The organism is Micavibrio aeruginosavorus ARL-13 (genome assembly GCF_000226315.1).
Classification (GTDB): Bacteria; Pseudomonadota; Alphaproteobacteria; order Micavibrionales; family Micavibrionaceae; genus Micavibrio; species Micavibrio aeruginosavorus_B.
The window spans coordinates 2239768-2254291 of sequence record NC_016026.1; the positions used below are offsets into that span (position 1 = coordinate 2239768).

Genomic DNA, 14524 nt, shown 5'->3' on the forward strand with positions numbered 1-14524 from the left:
GTCATCACATTATGTAAATATTTGAAATTGCAGTTTAACTTCGCTTTAACGCCTACGTTGTATAAAATAACCATGCGTACGATTTTTTAAGGGCTGGGGCTGTCCACCCCGGCCCTTCTCTTTTTCTTCTCTCCTGCTTCCAATCGCCTTTTTCAAGACCGGGGATTTTATTTCATGCGTGGTTTCAAAATAGCTTGCCTGAGCGCCGCCCTCTGCGCGCTGATCACCAGCGGCGCAGCCCACGCCAAGGACCCGGCCGAACATCTGTACAAACCCGATCCCGCATATCCGCCGCAACCGGCGATGTTCGTTCTGCGCGATCAGGATTCAACGATTTATATGTTTGGGTCCGCCCATAAAATTGAAAAGCACATGAAATGGCGTACACCGCTGTTTAACGAAGCGCTGGCGAAATCAGATACGCTGTGGCTGGAATCCACCTACACCAACATGCTTGATCCGTCTTTGCGCCGGGAACAGGCTCTAAGCTCGTTTGACACAGGCACCAGCCTGTCCCGCCGCCTGACCCCGGAACAACGGGAAAAAATGGAAAAATTGATGGCCGAGAGCGGCCTGCAATGGACCGATCTGGACCGCATGAAACCCTGGCTGGCCGCCGATGCCTTAAGCGCGGAATTTTATGGCGCGAAAATGCAGAACAACCACAAGGAAACAGACAAAACCCAGAAATACAAACGCCGTAAAATTACGGGTGGCGTTGAATATATTCTGGAGACCAGTGCCCTTGGCATCCCGCGCAAGGCCATCGAACCAATCCGCGACCATTATTTGCTGTTTTCCAACCTGCCCGATGCGGACCAGATGGATTACCTGACCTATACCGTTGACCGCCTGCTGGAAGAAACAGCGGAAAAAAGCGACCATAAAATCGACTCTCTGCAAAAAGCGTGGCTGAACGGCGATTTACCAACACAGGATGAACTGGCCAATGGCGACATGCGCCGGAAAATGCCTGGACTGTACAGCGCCATGATGCCGGAACGGAATATACGCATCACGGATGCGATTATCCGCGAACTGAACGGATCAGGGGATGATTTCATCGTTATCGGCTCCGCCCATTTCGCCGGACCGGACAGCGTTTTGCGCATGTTGATCGAACGTGGCTATACACCGGAACGCGTATACGACACCAATGAACCGGAAACATCGTTCAGCAATAAATCTTTCTATCCTCCACTGTATGGTGAAGGAAAAATCATGCCCAAAGCGGTCACGATGAGCCTGCTACCCTCCAAGACTAATCGCGTGGACGAGGTGGTGGTGCGATTAACCACGCCGGTGGCTTATCATTTCTGCGGTCGTGTATCACCGATGCTGCACATGATTATTCCGGAACAGGATTCCATGACCATTTACACCGGCCCGTATTACATCACCCAATATCCGAAGGAAAAACAGGATGATTGCGGCAGCCCGACCAAAACATCCACGCTGGATATTCCGCTGGCGCTGGACCAGCTGGTTGGCGACAAACCCCGCATTCTGCAATTCTGGGCCGCGGGGCGGATGGATTCGTTCAAGGTCTCGCTGGTCGACAACACCCTGACCTTTGAACCGATGGGTCCCAATTTGTATTTCAAACCCGTGACCAAGCATCAATTGACGCTGGATCTGGCCAGTTTGGGACAATAACCGTCAGCCCTCTGGACTTGATCACAATCCTGCGCCATTGTTCATCCCATGGCACAGGCAAACGCACAAAACGTAACCGATAATAACGAAATCTTTCTGGTGGACGGGTCCGGATATATTTTCCGCGCCTATTACGCCCTGCCCCAGAATTTGACCAACCCGCACGGCGTGCCTGTGGGGGCCGTTTTGGGCTTCGTCAATATGATGACGAAATTGCTGGCCGATATGCATGCGCCGTTTATCGCCGTCATCTTCGATGCCGCGCGCCAGAATTTCCGCTACGACATTTATCCGGAATACAAAGCCAACCGCGATGAAACGCCGGAGGATTTAAAACCGCAATTCGGCTTGATCCGCGAGGCGACCAAAGCGTTCGGCATTCCCGCGTTGGAGATGGAGGGGTTTGAGGCGGACGATCTGATCGCCACCTATACCCGTATGGCCCGCGAACAGGGTAAAACCGTCACCATCGTCAGCAGTGACAAGGATTTGATGCAGCTTCTGACCGATGGTGTGCGCATCTTCGACCCGATGAAGGCGAAATTCATGGGCCCCGAAGACGCGTTTGAAAAATTCGGCGTCACCCCGGACAAAGTTGTCGATGTGCAATCACTGGCGGGCGATCCGTCCGACAACGTGCCCGGCGTGCCTGGCATCGGCATTAAAACCGCCGCGCAATTAATCAACGAATATGGATCGCTGGATGAATTGCTGGCCCGCGCCGGTGATATCAAACAACCCAAGCGCCGCGAGGCCCTGATCGAGAACGCAGAGAAAGCCCGCATTTCACGCCGTCTGGTCCAACTGGACGACCACGCCCCGGTTCCGGTTGCGTTTGAGGATATGCGCGCCCGCGATCTGCACAGCCCAACATTGGTCGCGTTTCTGGCCGAACAGGGGTTTAAATCTGTGATTTCTCGTTTGGGACTGAAGCACGATGCCCCTTCCTCCCCTGATAGCATTCCCGCGAAAGCGGGAATCCAGACCGGCCCATCCATGGATTCCCGCCTTCGCGGGAATGCCACAAAGGGTGACACACCCATCAGCGAAAACGTCTACACCCTAATCAACGACATTAAAACGTTACAAGATTGGGCGGATCAGGCCCGCGCAGCGGGCATGGTTGCGGTTGATACCGAAACCACCAACCTGACCCCGGCGATGGCCGATCTGGTCGGCATATCCATGGCGATTACGCCGGGGCAGGCCGCCTATATCCCCGTGGGGCACAAGGGACAGGTGGATTTGCTGGGTGGGGGTGATACCACCATCCCGCAATTGCCCCTGAAAGATGTCATCGCGGTGCTGAAACCACTGCTGGAAGATGAATCTGTTCTGAAAATCGGCCACAACATTAAATATGATCTGCAGATGTTTGCCGGCATCGGCATCAACGTTACGCCCGTCGATGACACGATGCTGCTGTCCTACGTTCTGGATGGCACCGAACACGGCCATGGGATGGATGAACTGTCCACCCTGATGCTGGGGCATGAAACGATTAAATATAACGATGTCGCCGGAACCGGAAAAAATCAGGTCACGTTCGACCGCGTGGATATTGCCAAGGCACTGGATTACGCGGCGGAAGATGCCGATGTCACGCTGCGCCTGCACCGCATTTTGAAACCACGTCTGGCACAGGAAAAAATGGTCAGCGTGTATGAAGATATCGAACGCGCGATTGTCCCCGTCATTGCCGAGATGGAACGCACGGGGATCAAGGTCGACACCACCGTATTGAAACAGATGAGCCATGAATTCGGCATGAAACTGGCCACGCTGGAAAGCGCAATCCATAAACTGGCCGGTCACGAATTTAACGTGGCGTCGCCGAAACAACTGGGCGTCGTCCTGTTCGACGAAATGGGCTTACAGGGCGGCAGCAAGACCAAAACCGGCGACTGGTCCACCGCCGCCGACGTGTTGGAGGATTTAGCCGCACAAGGGATTGAGATCGTTGAGAAGGTTTTGGAATGGCGCCAGCTGGCCAAACTGAAATCCACATACACCGACGCCTTGCAGAACGACATCAACCCGAAAACGGGCCGCGTGCACACGTCGTTTTCGCTGGCGGGGACCAATACGGGCCGCCTGTCATCATCCGACCCAAATCTGCAAAACATTCCGATCCGCACGGACGAAGGCCGCCGCATTCGTGAAGCCTTCATCGCCGAAGATGGCCACGTGTTACTGTCCGTCGATTATTCCCAAGTGGAATTGCGGCTGGCCGCGGCGCTGGCCGATGTAAAGGCATTGAAACAGGCTTTTATCGACAAGGTCGACATTCACGCCCTGACCGCATCGCAGGTTTTTGGCGTGCCGTTGGATCAAGTGACGCCGGAATTGCGACGCGCGGCCAAGGCCGTCAATTTCGGCATCATCTATGGCATCAGCGGGTGGGGGTTGGCCAAGCAATTGGGGTGCGAACCCGGCGAGGCCAATGAATTCATTCGCAAATATTTGACCCGTTTCCGTGAAATTCAGGATTACATGGAAGCGAAGAAGGACGAGGCCCGCAAAAACGGATTTATCAAAACCGTCTATGGCCGCAAATGCGTGATCAACAATATCAATGCCAAGAACGGCGCATGGCGCGCCTTTGCCGAACGTCAGGCCATTAACGCCCCATTGCAGGGCACCGCCGCCGACATCATGAAACTGGCCATGGCTCGCATGCCCCATGCATTGAAACAGGCCGGATTATCCGCGCGCATGTTGTTGCAGGTGCATGACGAATTGGTGTTCGAAGTACCGGAAGCCGAAATCGAACAAACCGCCGCTTTGGTCAAGCATGTGATGGAATCGGTTGCCCATATCGACGTGCCATTATCCGCCGAAGCCGGATGGGGCAAAAATTGGGCCACCGCCCATTAAACAGCCCCTTAATCGCGTTTTTGCAGAAGCGCCTTTAATTCCGCAATATCGGCCCGCAGGGAATCGATATCCTCCTGCCGCGCGACCTGATGATGGTTTGCGATATCTTCCTCATCATGGATCATGTTCATGGCATCAACAATAATGCCGATAAACAGGTTCAAAACCGCAAAGGTCGTCACCACGATAAACACCACGAAGAAGGCCCACGACCACGGATAATGCACCATAGTGGGTTCCGCAATATCCGCCGACCACCCCTCCAGCGTCATCAGCTGGAACAATGTGTACATGGAATCCCCGATGGACCCGAACAAATCCTCCATCACAGGGTCGTCCGTATGGCCAAAAATTTGCGTCGCCATGACCGCAGCGACATAAAACACGACCAGCAGAACCGCCAGGATCGACGCCATACCCGGAATGGCGCGGAACAGCGACGACACCACGCGGCGCATTTGCGGCACGACGGAAATCAAACGGAAAACACGAAAAACACGAAACACCCGCAAAACCGAGAACATCGAAATCATCGGCATCAGCGATATGGCCACAACCGCAAAGTCGAACACGTTCCAGCCATTGCGGAAAAATGAACCACGCCATAAAGTCAGCTTCATCGCCAGCTCGACCACAAAAATGCCGATCACAACCCGGTCCAGCGCATGCAGCAACGGCCCGTGCGCCGCCATAATGGAATCGCTGGTTTCCATGCCCAGCATCACCGCATTGACCAAAATCACCGTGACGATGAAACGGTTGAATATCCGGGATGAAACGATTTTTTCAAGCATGAGGAACCTTTACAAGACTTAACGCGAGAGACCATTCGTCCCGGCGGCGACAATCCGGCCTGTGTCCGGGTCTTGAACAAAGACAATAAACGCGTCCGCATCGGGATCCGCCGGCGGCGTGATTGTCCACGCGGTCGCGGACCCGTTCCAATCCCCGCCATTGATCAATTGGCGGATCTGGTTCGTATGCGGGGCCTTGGTGTCATCCATCTGCTTTTTCACCAATGCAATACGCAGCATATACGGCTTGGCCTCTGCCGCACGGGTCATGGCGGGCAGGATAATGTCAAACTGCCCCGGCGTTGATCCGGCCACAATATTCAACCGCGTTGCCGGATTTTGTTGTGCGCCCTTCAACGCAACGGCCACGTCTTGGATCTTGTGGCCTGACATGTGCGACACACCGTTTAAAATCAGTTGCGGTGTATAACGCGGACCCGTTTTGATCCGGTCCATATAAAAATCCTGCCGCGCGGTGCAGAAGGGACGCGCCAGCGGATCGGTTCCGGTGGAGAAATAATCAACGGAACAGGTGAACCCCATCACGCCATCCTGCCCCAGCAGGTCACGGAAATTGCGCTCCGCTTCCGGGCAGAACGGACATTGTTCGGATGTGAACAGCTCCAGAAAAACGATGCCATGCCCCATGCGATCGGGCACAGCTTCGGCCGCCACCTCAACCGCCGGAACGGCGGGCACCACCGGTTCCGCACGTGCGATCGTGTGCGTAACCCCGCAAAAACACAGGCAAATCAAAGCCGTTAAAAGATGGTTAATGTGTCTGGGCATAAAATGGAACTGTATCCCGCCTGCAAGTCATTGCCGTTTGATCATCTTTATTCGATCACACTATGACCCGCGCGAGGCGGAAAAACAATCCGCCGGACAGAGAATGTGGCCGATCACCGTTTTCAGGGCCGCTCTCCGTGGAGCATGTGCAATGTGGCACCCTAAAACCCCGATTCACATATTCCGTTGCTTCCTGATCGCGGCCGCCACAGTGGTCAGCCTGTTTCTGGCCATGGACAGCGATGCCGCCAGCCGCCCCTTCATCGGTCCTCCGCAAATGAACGACGTCACGCTGCACCGCGTTGCTGTCATGGCCCCGCCGCGTTACAGCCCGAACCGCACACCGGATGACGCCACCATTCAGGCCGCGATTGAAACCGCCTTTAGCGCCATTCGCATGCGCAACGTGACGCAATGCGCCGCCATTATGACCCGCGATTTCCGCGAAAATCTGGCCCAGCAAGATACAAGCCGCAAGGCGATTGATCCCGCCCGCCTGCTGGGCCACGTGCGCATGGAATACTGGCCTGTCTACAGCCACCGCGCCGTTGCATTGATGGATCGTGCCATCCTGCCCGGCGGCATTGTCCTGCAACAGGTGCGGATGGTTGGCAGTGACCATAAACCCGTGACCGCCATCATCCGGCTGAAAGCCCAGGTGGACGGAGCGTGGCTGATTGACGCCATCACCGTGCTGGACCGCAACGGCCCCGCCGCCTGAAACCCGCACCAGCGGCCAAAAGCCTGTTTTTTTCATACCAAATGGGGTAAAACGAACATCCGTTGAATCACCCCGCACCCAACAGGATTGAGCAGACATTATGGCCACCGCAACCAAAGCGAAGAAAACCCCCGCAAAAAAAGCCGCCCCCAAAAAAACCGTGAAGAAGGCCGCCCCAAAAAAGAGCGCCGCTAAAAAAAGCACGAAGAAAGCCACCGCCCCTGCACACCGCGATTTGTTTATTTCATGGGATCGCTTCCACGAAGATTCCAAGGCGCTGGCCTGGCGTCTGGATATGCCCAAAAAATGGGTTGGCATTATCGCGATTACGCGCGGCGGTTTGGTTCCAGCCTGTATCGTTGCCCGTGAACTGGATGTGCGCCTGGTCGAAACGCTGGGCATCGCCAGCTATGACCACACCAACCAACGCAAGGCCGATGTTCTGAAGCTGCCGCAAGGTGTCGGCACGGGCAAAGGTTGGCTGGTCATCGACGATCTGGTCGATAGCGGCAACACCTTCAAAATCGCCCGCACCATGTTGCCCGATGCGCATTTCGCCGCGGTCTATGCCAAGCCGAAGGGCAAGCCGACATGCGACACATACGTCACGGAAATCAGCCAGGACACATGGTTGCACTTCCCATGGGATTTGACCATGCAATACAGCGCCCCGATCGCTGAACAAAAAGCCCGCCGCGCTTAACCCCCCTCCCATAGGGAGGGGCAGGGGGAGGGGATCAAGCGTATCCATCTAAGCGCATATCCCCCACCCTATCCCTCCCCCTCTGGGGGAGGGCACCGCAAACCAACGGAACCCCCGCAAGCATGACCGAGCCCTTTCAAATACCGATTGGAAAACAGGACTGGGTCACCGCGATCCACGATCCGGCGAAGACAAAAACGCCATCCGATATCTTGGTCATTCTGGTCCACGGGTTCCCCGGCGACCGCAAAAATTTTGGCGATGTCCTGGGGCAGTTAAGCGCGCAACTGAACGTGAATGGATACGACAGTTTGCGTTTCGATTTTCGTGGCTGCGGTGACAGCAGCAAACGATCCCAATTTTACACACTGGAAACCGCGTTCGAAGATTTACTGTCCATCCTGAAATGGGCGCGGGATAACATGAAATTCAACCGCATCGTGATTGTGGCCGAGGGGCTGGGGGCGCTCAACACCCTCACCGCCCTGACCGATGCGTGGCGTGATCACATTGCGGGGCTGGTGTTCCTGTGGCCGATTTTTGATCCGGGAAAAAGCTGGCTGGCCCCATTGACCGAACAGATTGCCATGGCGGAAATTGCCGGCTTCGACCATGTCGCGGTGGAGAATGCCGAACTGGGCCTGCCCTTCATGCGGCAGGTGCGGGATTATAAATTGCAAAAATTGCTGAGCCGGATCACCACCCCAACACAAATCCATTACGGTGAATCCGACCTGTGGTCCGACCCGGGCAAGGTTCCGGGGGTCCAGAATGTTCAGGTCGATCTGGTCCAAGCCGCGTTCCGCACCGGAACCGCAGGCCCCAAGGCGGGCAGTAAAACCGCCGGGCGGCTGGAGATCACCGGATATGCCGATGGCGACCAGGGGCTGAAAACCACCCACGCCAGAAACATTATGGCAAAAGAAATCCTGGGATTCCTCAAATCCCTGTCCCAACCCGCCTAAAAGCCAGCCCCCGCACCAATTTCTTATGGATTCTGCTTGATTTTCCGTCCGATGGGCGTCTATATAGCCGTTCGTAACGCGAGGGCTGGCCCTGGAATTCGGCATGCCTTGCCCCCGCACGTTGTAACCCCCTGAAAAAGGAGAGGAAAATGCCGAAGATGAAGACCAAGAGCGGTGCGAAAAAACGTTTTCGCGTAACCGCCTCGGGCAAGGTTAAATTTAAACCTGCCAAAATGCGCCACATGCAAATGAACAAACCGAAACAGATGAAGCGTAAAGCACGCAAGATTCTGACGATGTTCAAAGCGGACGGTGTGAACACGCTGACCTTCCACATGCCGTACAGCCTGAAAAAGCTGACACGCGCAGTGCGTCCGAAGCGCAACCCGAAAAAAGCTGAGGGAGGTCAATAATGGCACGCGTTACCGCCGGACCGAACACAAAGTCCAAAAAGAAAAAGGTATTTGCCGCAACGAAAGGTCACTATGGCCGTCGTCGCAATTGCCTGAAAACCGCACGTCAATCGGCTGAAAAAGCTGGTCAGTACGCGTACCGCGACCGTCGCGCGAAGAAACGCAATTTCCGCAGCCTGTGGATCATGCGTATCAACGCCGGTGCCCGCGAACACGGCATGACGTACTCCGTTTTCATGAACGGTTTGAAACTGGCTGGTATCGAGCTGGACCGCAAGGTTCTGGCCGACATCGCCGCCATGGCCCCGGCCGATTTCGCGATCATCGCGAAACAAGCCGCCGATGCTCTGGCAAAAGCTGGCAAAAAAGCCGCTTAATTTCAAAGCGCCTTGAACGAATAAAAAGCCCCGGATTTTTTCCGGGGCTTTTTGCTTGCCCCGCCCCCATCCCCCTGATACGCCTAAAAGAAAAAGTAGAGAAGGGCTGGCCCCATGTGGCCGATGGATTCATTTAAAAAAATGGGGCGCGTGCGCCGGGCGTTTGCGTATGCCGGGTTGGGGTGGATTGGTTTCAACCTGTCCGGCCCGTTGATCATCGCCCCGACCGGGGACCAGACAGACCATCTGGTGCGCACTATTGATGCGCGTAAACACACGCTGCGCGATCTGGCGGGCAGCCATCTGACCATTCTGTTCCCCGAACAACGCGCGGCCAAATCCTACGCCATCACGCAAACCAATCCCGAGCTTTATGAACGTTTGGCCGAAGGAACGGTGGGGCACTACTACGAATTTTTCGGTTTCCAGCCTCCACAATATCTGGTCGGGCCGAACAGCATGCTCAGCGTCGCCACGATGAGACTGCGCGGGCCGTGGATTCAATGCACCATTTTCACCCCGTCTGATCGCCTGACCATGGACACGATACGGGGCGCTCTGCTGCCTATTCATGCCCCAACAAAAATTGAATATTTCCCCGGCACGTTGGCGGAATATCGCCGCCTGTTCCTGTATCACGAAGCCGTGCATTGCCGCGATGGCCTGAAACATGGGGCTGAGGCTGAATATAAAGCTGACAGGCAAAGCATGCGCGCATATCTGGACGATGGCGGCGATCCGGCGGTGGTGCGGTCCTTGATTTTCATGCGCGTGCTGAACGCCATGGAAAACCATATCGCCTACCCTGATCAGGACGATCAAAACGAAGAGGCCGTGGCCATTAAGGAATACATCATGGGTCCGACACTGGCGCATGATTTTTTAGATGGCCCCGCCCTGCCCCTGGAACGGGCCAGCCAGGCCCATCACGAGGCCGCCCACGTTTTGCGCACCTATGCCCACAACAACCGTCAGGACAGTTTCGACATGATCATGGCACCCCTGCGCCATGCGGCCATTACCGCCATTCTATCCAACCCGGATGCCAGGCTGTCCCCGGATGTGCGCATCGTGCTGGAAGCCAACCGGGATGCGTATGAATTCTTCACCACGCCACAGGCCGCACCCGCCAAAGCCGTAAAAACAGCCCCGGCACCGCGCCCAGACGCATAAAAACGACCCGTTTTCGTACCGAGCCCTTTGTTTTTTGCCGCCGGAATGATAAAAACGGGACGTATTTTGACGTGATCCGGACCCTTTGACAGCGATATGACCGATATGACCAGCAATATTGCCACCCTGAAAACCGAATTGACCCAGATGGTGGAACAAGCCACCGATCTGGCCGCGCTGGACGCCGCGCGTGTGGCCGCGCTGGGGAAAAACGGACGCATCACCGCGCTGATGAAAAATCTGGGCACCATGACCCCGGATGAGCGCAAGGAAACCGGGGCGGCCCTGAACGTGCTGAAGGACGAGATCGCCGACCTGATCGCGCGGCAGGATGCCGCCCTGAAAAAACAGGCGATGGACCAGAAACTGGCCGCCGAAACCATCGACATCACCTTGTCCCCGCGGCCTGAACGCAAGGGCCACATCCACCCGATCAGCCAGACGATGGACGAAATCGCCGCCATCTTCGCCGATATGGGATTTGTGATTAACGAAGGCCCGGATATCGAAGACGATTTCCACAATTTCACCGCCCTGAATTTCCCGCCCGGCCACCCGGCGCGCGAAATGCACGATACGTTCTATCTGCCGGATGATCCGGATGCAGTGGGTGAGGCGGCGAAGAAGTTGCTGCGCACCCATACATCCACCGTGCAGGTGCGCACGATGATGAAACAAAAACCGCCGATCCGTATGATCGTGATGGGCCGCACGTACCGCTCCGATTACGACATGACCCACACACCGATGTTCCATCAGTGCGAAGGTCTGGTGATCGACAAATCCACCAATATGGGCCACCTGAAAGGGTGCCTGCTGGATTTCGTGCGTGCCTATTTCAACATTGATGATCTGCCGCTGCGTTTCCGCCCCAGCTTCTTCCCGTTCACAGAACCAAGCGCGGAAGTGGATATTGGCTGTTCCCGCAAGGATGGTGGCTTGAAAATTGGTGCCGGCGACAGCTGGCTGGAAATTGGCGGATGCGGCATGGTGCACCCGAACGTGCTGAAAAACTGTGGCATCGATCCGGATGAATATCAGGGCTTTGCCTTCGGTATGGGGATTGAACGTATGGCAATGTTGAAATACGGCATCCCCGATCTGCGCACCTTCTTTGAAAGCGATGTTCGTTGGCTGGAGCATTACGGTTTCGATCCACTGAACCGCCCGAACCGCGCCACGGATTAACGGTAAAGCTTACCCCTCACCATCAGCATTCCCGCGTAAGCGGGAATCCATGACGCATTCTCCACACATCGCATGGATCCCGTTTTCACGGGGATGCCCAGAGAGGACCATAAGACAATCATCCACCCACCCCCTCCCGTCATCCCCGCCTTGTGCGGGGATCCGGAGCCACAACCCCAATCTTATCCCAGCCTTTTCCGGATCCCCGCACAAGGCAGGGATGACGATAAAGAGGCTGGGATGATAGACTGTCCCCTTTAAAGGATAACGACCCATGACCGCACCCATCATCGCACCGCTGAATAAAGACGATTACGATGGGTGGTTGCCGTTGTGGCAGGCGAATATGGAGGGCACGGTCACGCCCGACGTCACCGCCAGCACATGGGCGCGCATCTGCGACCCGACCTTCCCTGTTCATGGCCTGTGCGCCCGGCTTGAAAAAGGCGGGCCGATTGTTGGCATCTGTCATTTCATCCTGCATCCGACGACGGGCAGTGTGAAATATGCCTGTTACATGCAGGATTTGTTCGTTGATCCCTCTGCCCGCCGCCGTGGCGTGGGCCGGGAATTGGTGATCCAACTGGCCGCCTTGGGTCAGGCGGCGGGATGGACCCGTCTATACTGGCTGGCCGAAGAAAAAAATGCCGCAGCACAATCATTGTACCGCGACATTGGCATCAAGCTGGATTTCTCACTGCACGTTCTGCCACTCAGCTAGAACCGCATATTCATGCGAACCCCACCAATATTGATCCGGAAGCCGCTGTTACTGATGCCGCCTTGCGGTGTGTTGATGCGGAAGCCGCCATTACTGTTCATATCGTAACCCGGACCACGGACGCGAACGCCATTATCATACGCCCCGCCATGCGATGCACCGTGATTAAAGCTGGGGCTGGCCGTGCCGCGTTCGTAATTGCGAACAGATTCCTGGTTCATCGCTGGCGCGGCCGGGGCCGGGTCGGCTGTGAACACCCCTTCATTCATGGCCGGAGCCGCAGCCATCTCGGTCACAGCCGGGGCCACATTTGTCACATCCACCATCGGCGGTGTGCTTTCGACCGGAATGTCATAGGACCCACCCGCATCCACCACAGGCGGCGCGGGTTCGGCGGGCGGTAAATCATAAGACGGCGCAGACGCAGGCGCTGCGGAGGCCACCTGCTGTTGCGGGTCAATGTCCGGTGACGGGGCCAACAGGCCGACCTGATCCAGCAACGCCCCTTCCGTCAACGGCCCCACAATCCCGTCCACTTTCAAATCCGCCCCATGGGCATTCAGAACATGTTGAATGGCCCGGGCATCATTCACATCCATCTGCCCGTTGGCCCCGTCACGCAGGGCGCTGGTCATATTGGCAATCACTTTGGGATCGGTTTGCACCTGTTCGCGCATATGGGCCATGACATCGTTCATGCTGGTCCCATCGGGAATATTGTGTTGGGCGCGATAGGCATCCAGCGCAGCGGTCGTTTTCGGTCCCAGATCATTGTCCACCGGACCCGTATCAAGGCCCAGCATGCGCATCAGCCCTTGGGCTTCGCCGACGTTAAACTCTTGATCCTGTTGATTCGGCCCCGCCATGATCGGCCCCCTTTGCATTCAGATACGCACGTGCTCGTGGTCACACCTTACGCAAAAAACCCTAATTTTCCGTAAAATATGGAGCCGATAAAGCCTTGTTTAACGTTTTTTGCATAAGATCGGGGCAGATCAGAAAGGGCCAGAGTAGAGTTTTATGACGTCCATGACCGCCGATAAGCCAGAGCCAGCCACCGACCCCGTGCGTCTTTATGCCCCGCCGGCGGCGCGCGCGCATCTGCGCGATGCGGGAATCAACCCCGAATCCCTGCCCCACCGGATCAATATGGACGTCCTGATTATGGATGGGCGCGTTTTACAGGATGAATATTCCGTTCGCGAAAACATCCTTTTCGGCAGCCGCGTTTTGCCCCTGACCACAATTGACGAATACCACAACAACGCCACCAGCTTCACCGGCGACACCGCCCCCGTGAACAACCAGGACCAAACCTATATGCTGATGCTGTATCAGGCCCATACATCGGCATCGCCCGTCGCGCATGCCATGCCGCGTGACGATGATCCGTCGCGGCATGTCTGCGTCATCATGCTGCCAACCGAGGAAATGACCGCCCGTTACACCGTGAACTTGCTGTCCGGCGTACCGGAAGAAAAATTGCCCGACAATTTGCCCGGAACGGATCAGGATTGGGCCCGCTTCATCCTGGCCCACGAAATGGACCACTGCGTCAATCGTGAGGGAACGACATTCCAGCGCGAAGTCAGCGCCGACCGTGCCGGGCTGGACGACCTGCGCCGTCATTTCAATGAAACACAGCGCCCCGAGATGTATGACGTCATGTCCAAAACAATCACACAGGCGCGATCCATTACCATTTTTTCCAAGATGGATTTCGACCATGCCACCGGCATTTATATTGATGATAAACATGATCACGATCATTCGCAGACGGATCATCACGACCATATTCCGCCCAGCATTTCCGGTGATGCCGTCGATATCGCACAAAAAGTTGTCCAGCATTACGCATCACATAGCGGCCAGACCTATACGGAATCCATCGCCCATATGGACGAAACACCGGGTCTGTTTTTCAACGTTCTGAAACAAATGAACCATCAGGGCACATTTGACGCAGAACCGATGCAGAAAAAACTGATTGATCAATATTTGAGCGCCACCGAAGAATTATCACCCGATTATCATGCCGACCTGCAAAAAGCCGCCGTGCATATGCCCGCCACAATCCAGGAGCAAACAGAGTTCGCATCCCAAAAACCCACCGCCGCCCCTGGCTTTGGAACATAAAGGCCGCGCGC

At 55.8% G+C, this 14524-nt stretch carries 13 protein-coding genes and 1 pseudogene; 11 read left to right on the plus strand and 3 right to left on the minus strand.

What is annotated here, in order from left to right:
- The first annotated feature begins 174 nt into the window (after positions 1 to 174).
- Both MICA_RS10615 and polA read left to right on the plus strand, forming a co-directional pair.
- Positions 175 to 1656, plus strand: coding sequence for a TraB/GumN family protein (locus MICA_RS10615; protein WP_014103755.1), 1482 nt, complete (start codon positions 175 to 177; stop codon positions 1654 to 1656).
- Between the two features lie 48 nt (positions 1657 to 1704).
- Positions 1705 to 4533 carry a DNA polymerase I gene (polA, locus tag MICA_RS10620; RefSeq protein WP_014103756.1) on the plus strand — a complete coding sequence of 943 codons (2829 nt, stop codon included), beginning with the start codon at positions 1705 to 1707 and terminating at the stop codon, positions 4531 to 4533.
- An 8-nt stretch (positions 4534 to 4541) separates the two neighbouring features.
- On the opposite strand, the gene MICA_RS10625 is transcribed toward polA, so the two are convergent.
- Together MICA_RS10625 and MICA_RS10630 are read right to left on the minus strand one after the other, a co-directional pair.
- Positions 4542 to 5327: an ion transporter gene (locus MICA_RS10625; RefSeq protein ID WP_014103757.1), complete on the minus strand. Its 786-nt coding sequence runs from the start codon at positions 5325 to 5327 to the stop codon at positions 4542 to 4544.
- An 18-nt stretch (positions 5328 to 5345) separates the two neighbouring features.
- Positions 5346 to 6116, minus strand: a complete 771-nt coding sequence (locus MICA_RS10630; RefSeq protein WP_236619899.1) for a DUF1223 domain-containing protein — start codon at positions 6114 to 6116, stop codon at positions 5346 to 5348.
- A gap of 151 nt (positions 6117 to 6267) precedes the next feature.
- Between MICA_RS10630 and MICA_RS10635 the strand changes: the two genes are divergently transcribed.
- From MICA_RS10635 to MICA_RS10675, 8 genes and pseudogenes are all read left to right on the plus strand, one after another.
- The gene (locus tag MICA_RS10635) at positions 6268 to 6837 is read left to right on the plus strand and encodes a DUF4864 domain-containing protein (RefSeq protein WP_014103760.1); all 570 of its coding nucleotides are present in this window, start codon (positions 6268 to 6270) and stop codon (positions 6835 to 6837) included.
- Positions 6838 to 6937: 100 nt separating this feature from the next.
- A complete protein-coding gene (gene gpt / locus MICA_RS10640) occupies positions 6938 to 7540 on the plus strand; it encodes a xanthine phosphoribosyltransferase (RefSeq protein WP_014103761.1) in 603 nt (200 codons plus the stop codon).
- Positions 7541 to 7662: 122 nt separating this feature from the next.
- A complete protein-coding gene (locus MICA_RS10645) occupies positions 7663 to 8505 on the plus strand; it encodes an alpha/beta hydrolase (protein ID WP_014103762.1) in 843 nt (280 codons plus the stop codon).
- Between the two features lie 149 nt (positions 8506 to 8654).
- Positions 8655 to 8846 (plus strand): annotated as a pseudogene (rpmI, locus tag MICA_RS12480) (50S ribosomal protein L35); the annotation flags it as partial.
- 71 nt (positions 8847 to 8917) lie between these two features.
- Complete coding sequence (gene rplT, locus MICA_RS10655; RefSeq protein WP_014103764.1) at positions 8918 to 9295, plus strand: 50S ribosomal protein L20; 378 nt, start codon at positions 8918 to 8920, stop codon at positions 9293 to 9295.
- Between the two features lie 114 nt (positions 9296 to 9409).
- Positions 9410 to 10468, plus strand: coding sequence for a hypothetical protein (locus tag MICA_RS10660; RefSeq protein WP_014103765.1), 1059 nt, complete (start codon positions 9410 to 9412; stop codon positions 10466 to 10468).
- A 96-nt stretch (positions 10469 to 10564) separates the two neighbouring features.
- The gene (pheS, locus tag MICA_RS10665) at positions 10565 to 11656 is read left to right on the plus strand and encodes a phenylalanine--tRNA ligase subunit alpha (RefSeq protein WP_014103766.1); all 1092 of its coding nucleotides are present in this window, start codon (positions 10565 to 10567) and stop codon (positions 11654 to 11656) included.
- Positions 11657 to 11930: 274 nt separating this feature from the next.
- Complete coding sequence (locus MICA_RS10675; protein ID WP_014103767.1) at positions 11931 to 12377, plus strand: GNAT family N-acetyltransferase; 447 nt, start codon at positions 11931 to 11933, stop codon at positions 12375 to 12377.
- On the opposite strand, the gene MICA_RS10680 is transcribed toward MICA_RS10675, so the two are convergent.
- A complete protein-coding gene (locus MICA_RS10680; RefSeq protein WP_014103768.1) occupies positions 12374 to 13243 on the minus strand; it encodes a peptidoglycan-binding domain-containing protein in 870 nt (289 codons plus the stop codon). The two genes, MICA_RS10675 and MICA_RS10680, sit on opposite strands and share 4 nt — an antisense overlap.
- Before the next feature lie 154 nt (positions 13244 to 13397).
- On the opposite strand from MICA_RS10680, the gene MICA_RS10685 reads away from it, so the two are divergent.
- A complete protein-coding gene (locus MICA_RS10685) occupies positions 13398 to 14513 on the plus strand; it encodes a hypothetical protein (RefSeq protein ID WP_014103769.1) in 1116 nt (371 codons plus the stop codon).
- The last annotated feature ends 11 nt before the right edge of the window (positions 14514 to 14524 follow it).